The following is an 18116-nucleotide window of genomic DNA, read 5'->3' as shown; positions in this document are numbered from 1 at the left end:
ATCGGCCCGCGCCGCGTGGCCGAATACGCCATGGTTAGCAGACCGTAGCCGCTATCGATGTCGGACGATCCGTCACGCCAGACGCGGGTCGCTTTCGCCGCGCATCCTTAATATCGCCTGACCAATGCACGCGCCCTGCCGGTCGGAAAGGGACACGCAACCAGAACGAGAGTTCCCGAAAGGAACCAATCTAACGCGCTCTTTACCCCGACCGTGCAAGATCATCTTCGTTTTTGAAGGGTTTTGGGGCGCGTATTGCTATGCCTGCCGTCGATTTGAAAGGCTATTTCGCCCGCCGCGACGAGGCTGTTTCGCGTGTCTGACGACCCGGGCCTGACGCGCGCGTAGTTCGACGCTTTCTCCGAGCAGATCCCGCTGCTCTACTTCATCCTGATCAGCAACACGATCGCGGTGGCCTATAATACGTCAACGTCGCCCCGGACTGGCTGACGATGATCGTGCCGAGCCTGCTGACCGTGCTCGCCGCGCTTCGGACCGTGTGGTGGCTGCGCCAGCGCCATCTCCTGCGCAGCGATGCCGACATCCTGCGCAATCTGCGCGCCACCAATTGGATGGCCCTGCCGATCGGCGCCGGCTTCACCGCCTGGTCGTTCGCGCTCTACCCCTACGGCGATCCCTTCGCCAAGAGCCAGGTCGCCTTCTACATGGCGGTGACCGTGATCGGCTGCATCTTCTCGCTGATGCATCTGCGCTCGGCAGGGTTGATCGTGACGCTCGTCGTTGACGTACCCTATGTGCTGTTCTTCTGGGCCACGGGCGAACCGACGCTGAAGGCGATCGCGGTCAAAAACCTCCTGGTCTCCGGCGCCATGGTGACGGTGCTGTTCATCTATTATCACGACTTCGCCGATCTCGTCGCCAGCCGCAAATCGCTGCTGGTGCAGCAGGCGGCGACGCAGGAGCTGTCGGACGAGAACTTCCGTCTCGCCAATCTGGATTCCCTCACGGAGCTGCCGAACCGCCGCTGCTTCTTCGCCGAGCTGTCGAGCGCCTTCAGTGACGCCGAGCGCAGGCACGTGAGCGTTGCGGTCGGCATCATCGACCTCGACGGCTTCAAGCCGATCGACGACAATTACGGCCATTCGGTCGGCGACCGCGTGTTGATCGAGGCCGGCCGTCGCATCCGCGATGTCTGCGAAGGCTTCGGCCCGCAGCGGGTGGAGTTCGCCCGCCTCGGCGGCGACGAGTTCGGTCTCGTCGTCTGCGGCGACACCGAGGATGCCGACCTCGAGCGGCTCGGCGAACGCATCTGCGAGCTGGTCAAGCTGCCCTACCAGCTCGACACCGCCCATACCGGCCTGTCGTGCTCGATCGGCTTTGCACTCTACCCGCGCTCGGCGCCGACGGCGAAAGCGCTGTATGAATGCGCCGATTATTCGCTCTATCACGCCAAGCGTCATCTGCGCGGCCGTACCGTGATCTTCTCGAGCGAGCACGAGGCCGAGATCCGCAGCCGCGGCGTGATCGAGACCCTGCTGCGCACGGCCGATTTCAGCGCCGAGATGGACCTGGTGTTCCAGCCGATCGTCGACGCCATGAGCGAGCATACCGCGGGCTTCGAGGCGCTGGCGCGCTGGCAGAGTCCCCGCCTCGGCCGGGTCTCGCCGGCCGACTTCATCCCCGCCGCCGAGCGCATCGGCCTGATCCGGCCGCTGACGCAGGCGCTGCTGGTGCGCGCGCTCGCGGCCGCCGGGACCTGGCCGGACCATACCCGTCTGTCGTTCAACCTCTCGGCCCACGACATCTGCTCGCCCGACGGCATCCTGCCGCTGATGGCCATCATCGAGAACAGCGGCGTGCCGCCGCGCCGGCTCGACTTCGAGATCACCGAGACCGCCGTGGCCTTCGACTTCGCGCGCGCTGAACAGTCGATCGCGGCGCTGAAGGCGATGGGCTGCGGCATTTCGCTGGATGATTTCGGCACCGGCTATTCCTCGCTGAGCCACGTGCATCGCCTGCCGCTGGACAAGCTCAAGATCGACCGCAGCTTCGTCGCCGACATCAACGACAATCCCGTGAGCCACAAGATCATCAAATCGCTGACCGGCCTGTGCGACGACATGGAGATCGCCTGCGTGGTCGAGGGTGTCGAAACCCGCGCCCAACTCGATGCCTCGCGCCGCCTCGGCTGCGACTTCGTGCAGGGCTGTTACTTCGCAAAGCCCATGCCGGGCGCGGCGATCGGGGACTATCTCGCCAACGAGCGCGAGCGGCTGGACCATCGCGCAACCAAGGTCGTGGCCTGAGGCAGATTGGCCCCTTGGCTACTTCGAAAGGCTTGGCAGATCGAGCCCCTTGTCACGGGCGCAATCGATCGCGATGTCGTAGCCCGCATCCGCATGGCGCATGACGCCGGAGGCCGGATCGTTCCAGAGCACGCGCTCGATGCGTTTGGCGGCCTCCGGCGTGCCGTCGGCGACGATCACCATGCCGGCGTGCTGGGAATAGCCGATGCCGACGCCGCCGCCGTGATGCAGCGACACCCAGGTGGCGCCGCTGGCGCAATTCAAGAGCGCGTTGAGCAGCGGCCAGTCGGACACCGCGTCCGAGCCGTCCTTCATCGCCTCGGTCTCGCGGTTGGGGCTTGCCACCGAGCCGCTGTCGAGATGATCGCGGCCGATCACGACAGGCGCCTTCAACTCGCCGCGCGCGACCATCTCGTTGAAGGCAAGGCCCAGGCGATGACGATCGCCGAGCCCGACCCAGCAGATCCGCGCCGGCAGGCCCTGGAACTTGATGCGCGCCTTGGCCATGTCGAGCCAATTGTGCAGATGCTTGTCGTCGGGCATCAGCTCTTTCACTTTGGCATCTGTCCTGAAGATGTCGTCAGGGTCGCCTGACAGCGCGGCCCAGCGGAACGGCCCGACGCCGCGGCAGAACAGCGGGCGGATATAGGCGGGCACGAAGCCCGGGAAATCGAACGCGTTTGTCAGGCCCATGTCCTGCGCCATCTGGCGGATGTTGTTGCCATAGTCGAGCGTCGGAATGCCCTGCGCATGGAAATCCAGCATGGCCTGGACATGCTCGACCATCGAGGCTTTTGAGGCGCGTTCCACGCCCTTCGGATCGGAGGCGCGCTTGGCCTCCCAATCGGCAAGCGTCCAGCCCTTCGGCAGATAGCCGTTGATCGGATCGTGCGCGCTGGTCTGGTCGGTGACGATGTCGGGCTTGACGCCGCGGCGGACCAGCTCCGGGAATATCTCGGCGGCATTGCCGAGCAGACCGACCGAGACGGCCTTCTTCGTCTTTGCGGCGTCCGCCATGAGTGCGAGCGCTTCGTCGAGCGTCGCCGCCTGGCGATCGAGATAGCCGGTGCGCAGCCGCATCTCGATTCGGCTCGGCTGGCATTCGACCGCGAGCATCGAGGCGCCGGCCATGGTCGCCGCCAGCGGCTGCGCGCCGCCCATGCCGCCGAGGCCGGCGGTCAAGATCCATTTGCCCGCAAGGCTGCCGCCATAATGGCGACGACCGACCTCGACGAAGGTCTCGTAGGTGCCCTGCACAATGCCCTGGCTGCCGATATAGATCCAGGAGCCCGCGGTCATCTGGCCGTACATCATCAGGCCCTGGCGATCGAGCTCGTTGAAATGATCGAGCGTCGCCCAATGTGGCACGATGTTGGAGTTCGCGATCAGCACGCGCGGCGCATCGGCATGGGTGCGGAAGATGCCGACCGGCTTGCCGGATTGCACCAGCAGGGTCTGGTCGTTCTCGAGCTTGCGCAGCGCGGCCGTGATGCGGTCAAAACTCTCCCAGTCGCGCGCGGCGCGGCCGATGCCGCCATAGACGACGAGCTCGCTCGGGCGCTCGGCGACATCAGGATCGAGATTGTTCATGAGCATGCGCAGCGGTGCTTCCGTCAGCCAGCTCTTGGCGCTGATCTCGCTACCGCGGGGAGCGCGAATGGTGCGGTCGTTGTCCAGTCGGCGGTTCATGCGGAACACCCCTTAGTCGAGTCTTGGAAACGGATCAGATGAGAGCGCAGTGAGCGCGATGGCTGGCAGCGCATCGGCCTCGATGAACGCCGCGGCCTTGGCGAGATCGCCGGCCATGTAGCGGTCGGCGCCGAGCGCGGGCACCTGCTCGCGAAGCTTGTCGATGACCGCCACAAGCGGCGCGCTGGTCGCGTGCGGCGCGCGCAGCGTGATGCCCTGGGCGGCGACCAGAAGCTCGATGCCGAGGATGGAGGCGAGATTGTCGGCCATGTCCGACAGTCGTCGCGCGGCATGCGCGGCCATCGAAACGTGGTCTTCCTGGTTGGCGCTGGTTGGCGTCGAATCGATCGAGCAGGCTGCGGCACGCTGCTTGTTCTCGGCATAGAGCGCGGCCGCCGTGACCTCGGCGATCATGAAGCCGGAATTGATGCCGGGATCCGGGGTGAGGAATGGCGGCAGGCCGAAATTGAGCGCGGGATCGACCAGGGTTGCGATGCGTCGTTCGCTGATCGCGCCGATCTCCGACAGCGCCAGCGCGATCGTATCGGCGGCGAAGGCGACCGGCTCGGCGTGGAAATTTCCTCCTGAGACGATCTCACCGGTCTCGACCAGCACCAAGGGATTGTCGGTCACCGCGTTGGCCTCGACGATCAGCGTGCGCGCAGCCTGCGTGATCAGATCGAGCGCGGCGCCGGCGACCTGCGGCTGGCAGCGCAGGCAATAGGGATCCTGCACGCGCTCGTCGCCTTCGAGATGCGACAGGCGGATGTCGCTGCCGTCGAGCAGCGCCGTCAGCGTCGCGGCCGCAGCGATCTGGCCGGGAAGACCGCGCAGCGCCTGGATCTCGGGGCGGAACGGCGCGGTCGAGGCCATGGCGGCATCGACCGACAGCGCACCGGTGACCAGTGCCGCTCGGGCGAGACGAAATGCACGCAGCACGCCGGCGATGGCATAAGCAGTCGAGAATTGCGTGCCATTGATCAGCGCGAGGCCCTCCTTGGGGCCGAGCGTCAGTGGCACAAGGCCGGCGGCAGCGAGTGCCTCGCCCCCTGACATTATCTTGCCGTCGACGATCGCCTGCCCCTCGCCGATCATCACGGCGGTCATATGCGCAAGCGGCGCGAGATCGCCGGAGGCGCCGACCGAGCCCTGTTGTGGCACCAGCGGATAGACGCCTCGCGCCAGCATGGCCTGCAATTGCTCGATCACCTCGCCGCGCACGCCGGAGGCTCCGCGCCCGAGTGAGACGATTTTCAGCACCATCATCAGCCGCACGATCGGCCCCGGAGTTGCAGGGCCGATCCCACAGCAATGCGAAACAATGAGATTGCGCTGGAGCAGCGCGGTCTGATCAGGCGGAATCCGCTTCGAAGCCAGCTTGCCGAAACCGGTGTTGATGCCATAGACGGGCGTCGTAGCCTCAGCCGCCTTTGCAACGATCTTCGCCGCCGCCGCGACGCGCGGCCAGAATGAGGGATCGAGCACGACGGGCGCTCCCGCAAACACGCGCGCGAGATCATCGAGCCTGACCTCTCCGGGTTTGACGACGATCGCGGCGTTCGGCTCCGTCATTGCCCCCTCCACACCCGCCGGTGCAGCGGATTGAATCCGATGCGGTAGACCAGCTCGGCGGGCCGCTCGATGTCCCAGATCGCGAGGTCGCACCATTTGCCGGCTTCGAGCGTGCCGGTCTCATGGAGCACGCCGAGCGCACGCGCGCCTTCGCGGGTGACGCCGGCGAGGCATTCGGCGACGGTCATCCGGAACAGCGTGGCGCCCATGTTCATGGCGAGCAGCAGCGAGGTCAGCGGCGAGCTGCCGGGATTGCTGTCGGTCGCAAGCGCCATGGCAACGCCGTGCTTGCGGAACGCCTCCACCGGCGGCTTTTGCGTCTCGCGGATGAAGTAGAACGCCCCAGGCAGGAGGACGGCGACCGTTCCGGCCTTCGCCATCGCGGCAGCGCCGGCTTCGTCGGTATGCTCGAGATGATCGGCCGACAAAGCGGCGAATTTGGCAGCGAGCGCAGCGCCGCCGAGATTCGAGAGTTGATCGGCGTGCAACTTCACCGGCAGACCCAGCCCTCGCGCCGCCTCGAATACCCGCGCCGTCTGCTCGGCCGAGAACGCGATCCCCTCCATGAAAGCATCGACGGCATCGGCGAGGCCTGCCGTTGCGACGGCCGGCAGCATCTCCCTGCAGACGCGATCGATGTAGCGATCCTTGTCACCATCGGCCTCCACCGGCAGCGCGTGCGCGCCGAGAAACGATGTGCAGATCGTAACTTTCCGCCGGCGGCCGAGGCTGCGCGCAGCAGAAAGCTGGCGCATCTCGGTCTCCGTATCGAGGCCATAGCCGGACTTGATCTCAACCGTGGTCGCGCCCTCGCCGATCAATGCATCCAGCCGCGGCAATGCGCTCGCGACAAGCTCGGCCTCACTCGCCTTGCGAGTCGCGGCGACCGTCGAGACGATGCCTCCGCCGGCGCGCGCGATCTCCTCGTAGCTTGCGCCCTTCAGGCGCAGTTCGAATTCATGCGCGCGGTTGCCGCCGTAGACCAGATGGGTGTGGCAATCGACGAGGCCCGGCGTGATCCAGCGCCCCTCGCAGTCGATCCACTGGATGGCGTCGGCATCGCCGGGAAAATCCGCCGCTGCGCCGGCATAGACGATGCGGCCGTCGCGTATCGCGATGACGCCTTGCTCGATCTCGCCGAGATCGGGACGATCCGCCCGCATGGTCGCGAGCCGGGCGTTATGCCAGATCCGGTCGAAGCGCTCTGCCATGCCACTGTCCCTTCGCGAAGTCCCTGCGCCCTGGGATGCTTGACTTATATGTCTAGACATATAATCGTAAGGCGGTTCTGTCCAGCCGGCGTGTAATCAATCATGACCCGACTGCATTTCGCCTCCGCGCTCCTGCCCTCGGGCTGGGCCAATGACGTGCAGGTGGTGGTCACCGCCGGCGCGATCGCGGCGGTGACGCCCGATGTGGCGCCTGCCGCGGGCGACGAGCGCCATGCCATCGCGCTTCCGGGACTGGCGAGCCTGCACAGCCACGCGTTTCAACGCGGCATGGCGGGACTCGCGGAGCTGCGCGGCGATTCCACCGACACGTTCTGGACTTGGCGCGAGACGATGTATCGTTTCGCGCTGGCGATGACGCCGGACGACGTCGCCGATGTCGCCACGCTGCTTTATGTGGAGATGCTGGAGCAGGGGTTTACGCGGGTCGGCGAATTCCATTATCTGCATCACGATCGCGACGGCTCGCACTACGCCGATCCCGCCGAAATGGCGGCACGCATTGCAGCGGCCGCCGAGGCCTCAGGCATTGGCCTGACGCTGCTGCCGAGTTTTTATGCGCATGGCTCGTTCGGCGGCGCGGCGCCGCACGACGGCCAGCGCCGCTTCATCAACTCGGTCGATCAGTTCGCCAAGCTGATGGCTGCATCACGCAAGGTGATCAGCAAATTGCCAGGCGCCAATATCGGCATCGCGCCGCACAGCCTGCGCGCGGTGGCGCCGGATGAGCTCTCCGCAATCATCGCGCTTGCCGAAGCCGGCCCGGTGCACATTCATGCCGCCGAGCAGGTGAAAGAGGTCGAGGATTGCCTGGCCTGGGCGGGCCAGCGGCCCGTCCAATGGCTGCTGGAGCACGCACCGGTCGACCAGCGCTGGTGCCTCATTCACGCCACGCACATGACGGACGAGGAAGTCAGCGCATTCGCCAGCACCGGCGCGGTCGCGGGCCTCTGCCCCGTGACCGAAGCAAGCCTCGGCGACGGCATCTTTCCGGCGCGGGAATTTCTCGACGCCGGTGGTTCGTTCGGCGTCGGCACCGATTCCAACGTGCTGGTCGGTGTCGCTGACGAGCTGCGTCAGCTCGAATACGGCCAGCGGCTCAAACATCGCGCGCGCAACGTACTTTCGGGCGGCGCCGGCCGCTCGACCGGCCGGACGCTGTTCGATGATGCCCTTGCGGGCGGCGCGCAGGCGCTGGCGCAGCCGGTTGCAGGCCTCGCACCCGGCGCTCGCGCAGACATCGTTACGCTCGACGCCGCGCATCCTTCGCTGGCGGGACGCGGCGGCGATGCGACCATCGACGGCTGGATCTTTGCGAGCGGCAACGCTGCGATCGATTGCGTCTGGGCCGGCGGCAACAAGGTTGTCGAAGGCGGACGACACAAATTGCGCCAGACTGCGCGCGAGCGGTTCAACGCGGCGGTGCGGAGGCTCGTCGCATGAGCCTTGCCGCCGACGCATCCGACAAGCCGACACTCTACAAGCGCATCCGTGCCGATATCGAAAAGCGCATCCTGACCGGCGAATGGCCGCCCGGCCATCGCATTCCGTTTGAGCACGAGCTGGTGGCGCGCTACGGCTGCTCGCGCATGACTGTCAACAAGGCGCTGTCGGAACTGGCGCAGGCCGATCTGATCGAGCGGCGGCGGCGGGCTGGCTCCTTCGTTCGCCGGCCGCAGCATCAATCGGCTGTGTTGAAGATCGCCGACATCCGCGCCGAGATCACCGCGCTCGGTCGCGGTTACGGCTATGAGCTGATCAGCCGCAAGCTACGCGCGGCAACTGCTGCGGATCGCGAAAGGCTCGGCATCAAGAAGGCCGGCAAGGTGGTCGCGATCTCCTGCCGCCACAGCGCCGACAACGTGCCGTTTGCGGTCGAGGACAGGCTGATCGATCTGTCATCCGTGCCATCTGCCGCGACCGCGGATTTCTCGCGCGAGCCGCCCGGCTCGTGGCTGCTGCATCATGTCCCCTGGACGGAGGCCGAGCATACGATCAGCGCCATCGTTGCCGACGATCGCACGGCCGAGGCGCTCGACATTGCGGTCGGCGCGCCCTGCCTCGTCATCGACCGCTATACCTGGCGCAGCGCGCGCACGATCACCGCAGTGCGCCTGCTCTATCCCGGTGACTCTCACCGCCTTGTCGCGCGATTCAAGGGAGGTTGAGCAAACGATGTCGGCACAAATCGTGCAACGCTTCGACAGAGATCAACAGGACGTCAAACCATCTGGGCAAGAGGACGACAATCATGCGTAGTTCGACAGTTTTTGCGACAATCATTGCTCTCGCGGCCGCCGCGCCCGCGTTCGCCGACGACGTCAAGGTCGGCATCGGCATCTCCGGATGGACCGGCTTTGCGCCGCTGACCCTGGCGAAGGAAGCCGGCATCTTCAAGAAAAACGGCCTCGACGTCACCATCAAGAAGATCCCGCAGAAGGACCGTCACCTCGCCATCGCCTCCGGCGACGTGCAGTGCGCGGCAACCACGGTCGAAACCTGGATCTCCTGGAACGCCAACGGCGTTGCGACCAAGCAGATCTTCCAGCTCGACAAGAGCTATGGCGCCGACGGCATGGCCGTGCGCAACGACATCGCGTCAATCAAGGAGCTCAAGGGCAAGACGGTCGCAGCTTCGGCACCGGGCACCTCGCCCTATTTCGCGCTGGCCTGGATGCTGAAGAAGAACGGCCTCACGGTGAAGGACGTCACCGTTGTCAACCTCGAGCCGGCCGCCGCCGCGCAGGCCTTCGTCTCCGGCCAGAACGATGCCGCGATGACCTATGAGCCTTATTTGTCGACGGTGCGCGCCGCGCCGGACAAGGGCAAGATCATCGCGACCACCTTGGACTATCCGATCGTGATGGACACGTTCGGCTGCACGCCGAAATTCCTCAGCGAGAACCCAAAGGCGGCGCAGGCGCTGGCCGACAGCTATTTCGAATCGCTCGAGATGATCGCCAAGGACCAGGCCAAGTCCTATGAGATCATGGGCGCCGACGTGAAACAGACCGGCGAGCAGTTCGGCAACTCGGCAAAATATCTGCGCTGGCAGGACAAGGCCGCGAACCAGAAATTCTTCGCCGGCGATTTCCTCGCCTTCAACAAGGATGCCGCCGACCTTCTGCTCGAAATCGGCATCATCAAGTCGGCGCCGAAGGTCGAGGACCTCTTCGACGCCAGCTTCATCAAGTAAGACTTTCCCGATTGCCGGTTCCGCGGAGACGCGGGACCGGCTCGACCATTCGGATCAACTATCGATGCGTCCCCTGGATTCCGTGACATCGAAGCAGCGCGTGGCCTATGGCCTCGCTTTCTTCGTGCTGTTCGTCGCCCTCTGGTCGTGGGCAACCTTCGGCGGCCATGTATCGAAGACGTTTCTCGCCAACCCGCTCACCATGGTGCAGGAAGGCTACGACCTGCTGGTTAAGCAAGGTTTTGTATTCGACATCGGCATGACGATCTGGCGCGTCGTCGGCGGGTTCGCGCTGGCTGCGATCATCGCGGTGCCGCTCGGCGTGCTGATGGGCGCCTACAAGCCGATCGAAGCCTTCCTCGAGCCCTTCGTCTCCTTTGCGCGCTATCTGCCCGCCTCGGCCTTCATTCCCCTCCTCATCCTGTGGGCCGGCATCGGCGAGTTGCAGAAGCTGCTCGTCATCTTCATCGGCTCGGTGTTCCAGGTTATCCTGATGGTCGCCGTCACCGTCGGCGCGACGCGGCGCGATCTGGTGGAAGCCGCCTATACGCTCGGCGCCGGCGACCGCGGCATCATCCGCCGCGTGCTGTTGCCCTCCTCCGCCCCTGAAATCGCCGAGATCCTGCGGCTGGTGCTGGGCTGGGCCTGGACCTACGTCATCGTCGCCGAGCTGATCGGCTCGTCCTCCGGCATCGGCCACATGATCACCGACAGCCAGGCGCTGCTCAATACCGGCCAGATCATCTTCGGCATCATCGTGATCGGCCTGATCGGCCTGCTCTCGGACTTCATGTTCAAGGCGTTCAACGCCTGGCTGTTTCCGTGGAGGCTGGCATGACGATCCTCAAGGTCGAGCAGGTCTCGCGCACCTTCCCGGCGCGCCACGGCAATGCGCCGACCCGCGCGCTGGAGCCGACCGACCTCACCATCGGCAACAACGACTTCGTCACCATCCTCGGCCCTTCGGGCTGCGGCAAGTCCACCTTGCTGCGCATCGTCGCCGGCCTCGACCGTCCGACCAGTGGGCGCGTTACGCTCGACGGCCGCGAAGTCACCGGCCCCGGCGCGGATCGCGGCATGGTGTTCCAGTCCTACACGCTGTTTCCCTGGCTCACCGTGCGCGAGAACATCGCCTTTGGCCTGCGCGAACGCGGCGTGCCGGAAGGCGAGCGCAACAAGGTGGCCGACGCCTTCATCCGCCGGGTGGGGCTATCAGGCTTCGAGAACCACTGGCCCAAGCAGCTCTCCGGCGGCATGCAGCAGCGCACGGCGATCGCGCGCGCGCTTGCCAACGATCCAAAAATCCTGCTGCTCGACGAGCCCTTCGGTGCGCTTGATAACCAGACCCGCGCCCTGATGCAGGAAATGCTGCTCGGCATCTGGGAACGCGACCAGAAGACCGTGCTGTTCGTGACGCACGACATCGAGGAAGGGATCTTCCTCGGCAGCCGCGTCATCGTCATGAGCGCCCGTCCCGGACGCATCAAGGCCGAGATCGGCGTGGACCTGCCGCATCCGCGCTCCTACAAGATCAAGACCACGCCGGAATTCGTCCAGCTCAAGGAACGGCTGGTCGAGGAAATCCGCACCGAGGCGCTGAAGGTTGCCGAACATGCCTGACACCCCTCCGCACGCCAATGGCGAGCGCGTCCTCGCCGATCTCAATGCGCTGCGTGCGCTGGGCATCTACAAGACCGGCGTCCACAAGCCGACCTTCTCCGAGCCGCATAAGCAATCGCTGGACTGGCTGCTGCGGAAACTGCCCGAGGCCGGTCTCACCGGCGGGATCGATGGTATCGGCAACATCATCAGCACCAGCGCAAAACCCGGACCGAAGCTGCTCGCCGGATCGCACCTGGAAAGCCAGAACTATGCCGGCTGGCTCGATGGGCCGCTCGGTGTCGTTTATGCGCTCGAAGCGGCGCGCGTGCTCAATTCCGATCCTTCCGTGAAAGGCGCGGTCGAAGTGGCCGCATGGTGCGATGAAGAGGGCCATTTTGGCAGCTTCCTCGGCTCGCGCTCTTATGTCGGTCAGGTCAGCGAGACCGAGATCGACGCGGCGCGCGACCGCACCAACGGCCGCACCATGCGCGATGCGCTGGCCGACATGGGGCTGGCTGGACGTCCGCGCATGACCGCCGAACCGGGGCGGCACGTCGGCTATCTCGAAGCACATATCGAGCAGGGCGACACGCTCGAGAGCGGCAAGCTCGCGATCGGCGTCGTGACCTCCATCGTCGGCATCTGGCAATATCGCATCACTTTCACCGGCGAGCAGAACCACGCCGGCACCACGCGTATGGCGGTGCGAAAAGACGCAGGGCTCGCGCTGGCAAAATTCTGCGTGGCGATCGACGAGCGCTTTCCAGCCGCGTGCGGGCCGCGCACGGTATGGACCACCGGCCGCATCACGCTCGATCCAGGCGCGCCGAGCATCATCCCCGGCGGCGCGGAGATGCTGTTCCAGATCCGCGACGACGATCCCTCCGTCATCGCGCGGCTTGAGCAGTTGCTGAAGACCATGGCGGATGAGGCGATAGCCAAGGGCCCTTGCATCGTCAGCGTGGAGAAAATCCGCACCGGCGCCCCCGCCCTGATGAACACCGGCATTCAGGACGCGATCGAGGGCGCGAGCAAGGCGCTTGCCGGGGGACGATCGCTGCGCATGCCGAGCGGCGCCGGCCACGATGCGCAGATGCTGGCGACCGTCATGCCAGCCGGCATGCTGTTCGTCCCGTCGATCGGCGGCATCAGCCATCACTGGACCGAAAACACCGCCGATGCCGACATCGTCACCGGCGCGCAGGTTTTCGTCGACGCATGCCGGCGGATCCTGGCCGGACTGCGCTAAAGCGCTCCCGAATCAGCGACGGCCCGCCCCCGCGCCTTGATGGACGAGGGCGCCAGCTTCGCACCAGCATCGCACCGGAAACTCTCTCAACCGGGCGCACCGGCCGCGCCCGGTGGACCCCGCAAGCACGGCTGACCGCGAACTGACGGCACGAGAGGATTCTGCCGGCCGCCGGCTCAAGAGAGGTTCAGCCATTCACATGTCTTCAAACGTTCAAATGTCTCCAGAGGTCGCAATTTCGTTCCTGTCTCACCTGCAGGCCAAATTGTACGAGATTGCCACGAGAGATCTTGAACAGAACCACGAGGCGGATCGTTATGGACCCGAACCCAGGCGAACGCTGGGCCCCGATCTCCAAAAGCATCAGAGCAGGCTCGAGGCCATCGCGCGATTGAAGAACTCGAAGACGCTTCCTCTGGCCTTGCTGGATACCTATCAGTTGCTGCAGGACGACTATTCCAGGGACGTCCTGCTGGAGTTGTACCTTCAACGCGTGATCGGGCACGACCTCGTCAAGATCTTCCGAAACTCGCCGAAATACTGGCAGGAACGGAGCCTGGCACGCAGCCTGCAAACGAACCGCCTGCCTGCGAAAAAAATCAGGAATATGAACTTCGAGTTGACTCATTTCGATCTGAAGGAGATCGGCTACGATCTCAATCTGTTTTCCGCTCCCATCGGGATCGACGCCACCTTCCTGAAAACGCAGTACGAGTACAGCGGGGTCAAGCCGGCGATCGCAGCGAAGACCGGGGATGTCGTCATCGAGGCCGGAAGCTGCTACGGCGATACGAGCCTGTATTTTGCATCGAAGGTGGGCCCCACGGGGAAGGTCATCGGATTTGAATTCATACCTGACAATCTCGATATCCTGCGTCAGAACCTCGAACTGAATCCCAGATATCGGTCAAATATCGAGATCATCGAGCGACCGGTATGGGAGTCATCCGACAAGATTCTCTATATGCTGAACAATGGTCCGGGGAGCCAGGTTTCCGAACGCCACCTCTCCCACGGCGCGACCGAAATCAGAACCGTCTCCATCGACGATGTGGTTCGCGACAGAAATCTGCCGCGTGTCGATTTCATCAAAATGGACATCGAGGGCGCCGAGCTTTCCGCGCTCAAGGGCGCCGTGCGCACGCTCGATCGGTTCAAACCGACATTGGCGATTTGCGTCTATCACAAGCCCAATGACTGGGTCGAACTTCCCCTCTTCATCAGTTCCTTGAACCTTGGCTACAAGATGTGGCTGGATCATTTTACGATCTACCCCGAGGAAACCGTGCTGTTCTGCAGGGCTGCCTGAAGCAGGCTGGAAGGCGAGTTCACCCTCTATCGACCACGCACTGTGCACCATCGATGACATACGCCGCGTGACGAAAATCCCTGATGGTGGCGAGCTTGTCGGCGGACCAGTTCAGCAGCACGAAATATTTGGGCCGCCCGTTCGGCACATTCGGATCGAACACCAGGATCGCTGGACGTCCCTCGACCTGCCCCGCCTCTAGGTGCCAATCGCTGACCTTCGAATAATTGCCGAAATAGCGCGACACCTCAGCCTTGCCTTTCAGTCGGGTGCGGTTGACGAGCTCGAGCCTGACGTCGTCGGCGATCATGGCGCGGATCGCGTCGAAGTCGCGGGCATTGAAATGGCTGACATAGGCGTTGAGCCGCGTCCGGTCGGCCTTCGACAGGCCCGGCTGCGGCACATCGTCAGGCTCCTCGGCGAACTCACGCAGCTGCGTGCGCCCGCGATGCAGCGCGGCCTTTACCGCGGGCATGCTGAAATCCATGATGTCGCAGACCTCGGAAAGCGAGCAGCCGAGCACGTCCATCAGGATCACGCTGGAGCGCTGCGCCACCGGCAGCCGCATGAAAGTCCGCAGGCTGGTCGCGGCGATCTGGCGGCTTTCGACATCGTCAAGCTGGCCGGCGATCATGTCCACCTCCTCAGCCGAGTGCAGCGCCGCCTGCCGGTTGCGGCGACGCAGGAAATCCAGCGCCGTGTTGTGCGCGATGCGGAACAGCCAACCTTGCGGATTGACGACGGGCGAGACCGATGGCAGCGCGTCGATCGCCTTGATCAGCGCATCCTGCAGCACGTCCTCGCCGTCGATGACTGAGCCGACCATGCGGGCGCAGTAGCGATGCAGCTTCGGCCGCATCCGCGCCAGCAGGGCCTCGATATCGACGGTGGCCAGCGGGTCTGGCGCCATTGCTCCTCCGCCTCGCCTGGTCAGGACTGGTCCAGCATACGATAATTGCCGACGATCCTCACATCACGAACCAGCGGCGGCTCCGCGCAGCGGTCCCGGATGCCGTCCTGGAACGCCTGAAACGCCTTCAGCTTCGGGATCGGGCTTGATCCGTCCTCGGCCGCGGCCTCGACGAGATGGATGAAGGTGTCGTCCTCCAGCCGCAGCGTGAGATAGCGCACGCCATCGGGGCTGGCCGCCTTCAACTCCGCAAATACGGCCGAGACCAGCTCGGCGTTCCGATCGGCCAGCTCCGGCTTGGCCTTGTATCTGATCAACGTCCTTCGCATCGCGCGCTCCTCAGCTATTCACCTGGTTGCTCGTCGCGCCATCGTCCACAGTAGCAATACTTTCCCGGAAGGCCGATGCCGCGTCACCCCCCCAGGACGTTTGACGACCGCTCAAGGATTCGGTCCGCAAAAGATTATTTCCGGGACGTACCCATTCCCCCGGCGAGTGGCCGCTGGTGGTGACGGGATTGCTGATGCAGGCGGTCGGCCTCGGCTGGATCGCGGAGATCGCGAGTCCCGCCGTAACCTACTCCGCTCTGGTGGCGCCGCTGGTGCTGGCCGGCGTCGTCGGGACTGATCGCCAAGCCGACAGAATGATCGGATCAGTCCAGCTTGATCCAGACCCCCTTCGTGTTCAGGTACTCGTCGAGCTGTTCAGTGCCGCCCTCACGGCCATACCCGCTCATCTTGTAGCCGCCGAAGGGCAATGCAGGATCGATGGCGTGGTAGGTGTTCACCCAGACCGAGCCTGCGCGCAGGCTGCGCGAGACGATGTGGGCCTTGCTCACGTCGCGCGTGAAGACACCGGCCGCAAGCCCATATGGCGTCGCATTGGCCCGTTCCACGGCTTAATCGAGCGTGTCGAACGGCAGCGCGGAGATGACAGGACCAAAGATTTCGTCACGAGCGATCTGCATGGTGTCGGAGACGCCGGCGAACACCGTCGGCTCGACGAAGTTGCCCTTGGCGAGGTTTCCTTCCTTCAACCGCCTGCCACCGGCCACGACCTTCGCGCCCTCGTCGCGTCCGCTGCGCAGGAAGCCTTCAACCTTGTCGAGCTGCCGCTCGGAAACGAGGGGGCCGATGTCCGTCGAGGGATCGGCGCCATCGCCAATTTTCAGGGCCGAGGCAAACTTGCCCAGCCGTTCGACCAGTTCGTCGTGAATGGCCCGCTCGACGAACAGCCGCGAGCCGGCGATGCAGATCTGGCCTGAATTTGCGAATGCCGCCATTGCGGCAATCGGAACGGCCTTGTCGAGGTCGGCATCGGCGCAGACGATGACGGGTGACTTTCCGCCAAGCTCGAGCGACACCCGCTTGAGGTTGCCGGCAGAGGCACGAATGATGGCCTGCCCGGTTGCCGTGGAGCCCGTGAAGACGATCTTGTCGACGCCTTGATGTTCGGCCAGAGGCGCACCGGCCTCAGGCCCGGTCCCTGTCACGACGTTGACGACACCGGGCGGCACGCCTGCCTCGTTCATCAAATCCGCGATCAGGAGCGGCGTCAGCGGGGCCTCTTCGGAGGGCTTGAGCACGATCGTACAGCCGGTCGCCAGCGCAGGTCCGATCTTCCAGACCGACGCCGCCGTGGGCGCGTTCCAGGGAATGATCGCGCCGACCACGCCGACGGGCTCCTTCCGCGTGAACGAGACGATGTCGCCTGGAAGCGAATTGTCGATCGTCTGCCCGTGAATCGCGGTCGCCATGCCGGCGTAATATCTCAGCATGCCGAGCACGCGGAGCTTGTTCGCCCGCGTCCTCACGATCGGCATGCCCATGTCCGCCGTGTCGGACTGGCTGATCTCCTCCCAATGCTTCTCAAACAGATCGGCGATGCGCAGGAGCAGCGCCTGCCGCTCGAACGGCTTGAAGCGGCTCCATGGTCCAACGAAGGCCCGACGCGCGGCGGCGACCGCGATGTCGATGTCGACGGCATCGCCACGCGGGACATGGCCGATCACTTCGCCCGTTGCCGGGTTGCGCGTCTCGAAGACTTTCCCCGAGCGCGCCTCGACCCACGTGCCATCAACGAACATCTTGCGAGTTCGGCCGTCTACGGGAAATCGGATCTCGGTCTTTGTCATTCGCTCAGTCTTTCCTGTCTCAACGCTCATTCTCTGGCCTGGGCTGCCGGCCTCGCGGCGAAGCAGCCGTGCCGGGTCCGAAATATAGGCTCGGCCATGGCCGCCTTCGACCACGGCTGCGGTGGCAGAGCGGACGCCGTCTGCGCGCTTTGGAGGCGCCGGAGCCGTTCGTCTGGTCGTAACCGATATGCTTTAGCGCATTGGCGACGAAGAATGGAACGGTGCCGACGTCGCCCGTCACCAGGGCCGGAACAGGCACATCGATCATTGAGAAAGACTGGCACCCCGTTCAGGATTACTGCGGTGACACGGGACGCATTTGGCTAGACCTGCACCGAGGTCAGCTTTTTCAGGCAGCGCAGCGCAAACGATGAGCGGCTGTGGCGAATGCCTGGAATGCGATAGAGCTTCTCGCGCAGAAAGCGTTCGTAGCCGGCGGTGCTTTCGACCGCCACCTTCACGACGTAGTCGTAGTCGCCGGTGGTGAGATAGGCTTCGATCACCTCCGGCAAGCTCGTCAGCAACTGGCCGAAACGCTCGAGCATCTCCTCATCGTGGCGATCGAGCGTCAGCTCTATGATAACCGTCTCGGGCAGGCCGAGCTTGTCCTGATTGAGCAGCGCAACGTAGCCATCGATGTAGCCCTGCGTTTCCAGACGCTTCAGCCTGTTCCAGCACGGCGTGGTGGAGAGCCCGATTCTTTCGGCGAGTTGCGCCGTGGTCAGGCGTGCATCCTGCTGCAGGGCGCGCAGGATCTTGCGATCGATCTCGTCGAGCCGAAGCGCATCCTTGCGCGGTGCCTTGACCGGCCTTGTGGCACGCCTGGCTGCCATACCGAGAACTTCTTTCTCGATTTTCCAACAATATGTAGAAATTTCCTCCTACCCATCCATGGTATACCGAGATTAATGGAACGACAATCCTGACGTTTGGCAGTACCGTTTCCTAAAAGCATGAGA

13 protein-coding genes and 2 pseudogenes are annotated in these 18116 nt (G+C 64.4%); 8 read left to right on the top strand and 7 right to left on the bottom strand.

The features are described from left to right. Window positions 1–260 precede the first annotated feature (260 nt). Window positions 261–2267 (top strand): annotated as a pseudogene (locus ACNJX9_RS13490) (putative bifunctional diguanylate cyclase/phosphodiesterase). 18 nt (window positions 2268–2285) lie between these two features. On the opposite strand, the gene hutU reads toward ACNJX9_RS13490, so the two are convergent. The 3 genes from hutU to hutI are packed head-to-tail and all read right to left on the bottom strand — an operon-like array spanning window position 2286 to window position 6739. Continuing rightward, window positions 2286–3956 (bottom strand): urocanate hydratase, encoded by a 1671-nt coding sequence (hutU, locus tag ACNJX9_RS13485; protein ID WP_439409195.1) that lies wholly within the window; start codon window positions 3954–3956, stop codon window positions 2286–2288. A 12-nt stretch (window positions 3957–3968) separates the two neighbouring features. Next, on the bottom strand, window positions 3969–5528 hold the full coding sequence (hutH, locus tag ACNJX9_RS13480) for a histidine ammonia-lyase (protein WP_439409194.1): 1560 nt from the start codon (window positions 5526–5528) through the stop codon (window positions 3969–3971). After that, window positions 5525–6739 (bottom strand): imidazolonepropionase, encoded by a 1215-nt coding sequence (gene hutI / locus ACNJX9_RS13475; RefSeq protein WP_439409193.1) that lies wholly within the window; start codon window positions 6737–6739, stop codon window positions 5525–5527. Before hutI ends, hutH begins: the two co-directional genes overlap by 4 nt. Before the next feature lie 102 nt (window positions 6740–6841). Here hutI and ACNJX9_RS13470 point away from each other — a divergent pair, with 102 nt between their 5' ends. The 7 genes from ACNJX9_RS13470 to ACNJX9_RS13440 all read left to right on the top strand — a co-directional run bounded on the left by ACNJX9_RS13470 (window position 6842) and on the right by ACNJX9_RS13440 (window position 14113). Beyond that, window positions 6842–8200: a formimidoylglutamate deiminase gene (locus ACNJX9_RS13470; RefSeq protein WP_439409192.1), complete on the top strand. Its 1359-nt coding sequence runs from the start codon at window positions 6842–6844 to the stop codon at window positions 8198–8200. Beyond that, on the top strand, window positions 8197–8925 hold the full coding sequence (hutC, locus tag ACNJX9_RS13465) for a histidine utilization repressor (protein ID WP_439409191.1): 729 nt from the start codon (window positions 8197–8199) through the stop codon (window positions 8923–8925). Before ACNJX9_RS13470 ends, hutC begins: the two co-directional genes overlap by 4 nt. Before the next feature lie 83 nt (window positions 8926–9008). Next, window positions 9009–9953: an ABC transporter substrate-binding protein gene (locus ACNJX9_RS13460; protein WP_271601487.1), complete on the top strand. Its 945-nt coding sequence runs from the start codon at window positions 9009–9011 to the stop codon at window positions 9951–9953. A gap of 64 nt (window positions 9954–10017) precedes the next feature. Then, window positions 10018–10791, top strand: a complete 774-nt coding sequence (locus ACNJX9_RS13455) for an ABC transporter permease (RefSeq protein WP_220001098.1) — start codon at window positions 10018–10020, stop codon at window positions 10789–10791. Continuing rightward, the gene (locus tag ACNJX9_RS13450; protein ID WP_439409190.1) at window positions 10788–11573 is read left to right on the top strand and encodes an ABC transporter ATP-binding protein; all 786 of its coding nucleotides are present in this window, start codon (window positions 10788–10790) and stop codon (window positions 11571–11573) included. The genes ACNJX9_RS13455 and ACNJX9_RS13450 overlap by 4 nt, the downstream gene beginning before the upstream one ends. After that, on the top strand, window positions 11566–12804 hold the full coding sequence (locus ACNJX9_RS13445; protein WP_439409189.1) for a Zn-dependent hydrolase: 1239 nt from the start codon (window positions 11566–11568) through the stop codon (window positions 12802–12804). The genes ACNJX9_RS13450 and ACNJX9_RS13445 overlap by 8 nt, the downstream gene beginning before the upstream one ends. Window positions 12805–13069: 265 nt before the next feature. Then, window positions 13070–14113, top strand: coding sequence for an FkbM family methyltransferase (locus ACNJX9_RS13440; protein ID WP_439409188.1), 1044 nt, complete (start codon window positions 13070–13072; stop codon window positions 14111–14113). Window positions 14114–14132: 19 nt separating this feature from the next. On the opposite strand, the gene ACNJX9_RS13435 is transcribed toward ACNJX9_RS13440, so the two are convergent. The 4 genes and pseudogenes from ACNJX9_RS13435 to ACNJX9_RS13420 all read right to left on the bottom strand — a co-directional run bounded on the left by ACNJX9_RS13435 (window position 14133) and on the right by ACNJX9_RS13420 (window position 17990). Further along, window positions 14133–15023: a sigma-70 family RNA polymerase sigma factor gene (locus tag ACNJX9_RS13435; protein WP_439409187.1), complete on the bottom strand. Its 891-nt coding sequence runs from the start codon at window positions 15021–15023 to the stop codon at window positions 14133–14135. A 20-nt stretch (window positions 15024–15043) separates the two neighbouring features. Next, window positions 15044–15352, bottom strand: a complete 309-nt coding sequence (locus tag ACNJX9_RS13430; protein WP_057750972.1) for a hypothetical protein — start codon at window positions 15350–15352, stop codon at window positions 15044–15046. Between the two features lie 323 nt (window positions 15353–15675). Continuing rightward, a pseudogene (locus tag ACNJX9_RS13425) lies at window positions 15676–17157 on the bottom strand (aldehyde dehydrogenase family protein). 323 nt (window positions 17158–17480) lie between these two features. After that, window positions 17481–17990: an Lrp/AsnC family transcriptional regulator gene (locus ACNJX9_RS13420; protein WP_439409186.1), complete on the bottom strand. Its 510-nt coding sequence runs from the start codon at window positions 17988–17990 to the stop codon at window positions 17481–17483. Window positions 17991–18116 lie beyond the last annotated feature (126 nt).

The organism is Bradyrhizobium sp. BLXBL-03, assembly GCF_051853015.1.
In the GTDB taxonomy this organism is placed as follows: domain Bacteria; phylum Pseudomonadota; class Alphaproteobacteria; order Rhizobiales; family Xanthobacteraceae; genus Bradyrhizobium; species Bradyrhizobium manausense.
Note: the sequence above shows the minus strand (reverse complement) of the source record. Positions and strands in the feature narration are given on the sequence as shown.

What these genes read in the sequence shown, in the direction of transcription:
- ACNJX9_RS13460 (WP_271601487.1), top strand. Translation starts at nt 9,009, where the DNA reads ATGCGTAGTTCGACAGTTTTTGCGACAATCATTGCTCTCGCGGCCGCC.
- hutU (WP_439409195.1), bottom strand. Translation starts at nt 3,956, where the DNA reads ATGAACCGCCGACTGGACAACGACCGCACCATTCGCGCTCCCCGCGGT.
- hutH (WP_439409194.1), bottom strand. Translation starts at nt 5,528, where the DNA reads ATGACGGAGCCGAACGCCGCGATCGTCGTCAAACCCGGAGAGGTCAGG.
- hutC (WP_439409191.1), top strand. Translation starts at nt 8,197, where the DNA reads ATGAGCCTTGCCGCCGACGCATCCGACAAGCCGACACTCTACAAGCGC.
- ACNJX9_RS13470 (WP_439409192.1), top strand. Translation starts at nt 6,842, where the DNA reads ATGACCCGACTGCATTTCGCCTCCGCGCTCCTGCCCTCGGGCTGGGCC.
- ACNJX9_RS13450 (WP_439409190.1), top strand. Translation starts at nt 10,788, where the DNA reads ATGACGATCCTCAAGGTCGAGCAGGTCTCGCGCACCTTCCCGGCGCGC.
- ACNJX9_RS13430 (WP_057750972.1), bottom strand. Translation starts at nt 15,352, where the DNA reads ATGCGAAGGACGTTGATCAGATACAAGGCCAAGCCGGAGCTGGCCGAT.
- hutI (WP_439409193.1), bottom strand. Translation starts at nt 6,739, where the DNA reads ATGGCAGAGCGCTTCGACCGGATCTGGCATAACGCCCGGCTCGCGACC.
- ACNJX9_RS13445 (WP_439409189.1), top strand. Translation starts at nt 11,566, where the DNA reads ATGCCTGACACCCCTCCGCACGCCAATGGCGAGCGCGTCCTCGCCGAT.
- ACNJX9_RS13420 (WP_439409186.1), bottom strand. Translation starts at nt 17,990, where the DNA reads ATGGCAGCCAGGCGTGCCACAAGGCCGGTCAAGGCACCGCGCAAGGAT.
- ACNJX9_RS13455 (WP_220001098.1), top strand. Translation starts at nt 10,018, where the DNA reads ATGCGTCCCCTGGATTCCGTGACATCGAAGCAGCGCGTGGCCTATGGC.
- ACNJX9_RS13435 (WP_439409187.1), bottom strand. Translation starts at nt 15,023, where the DNA reads ATGGCGCCAGACCCGCTGGCCACCGTCGATATCGAGGCCCTGCTGGCG.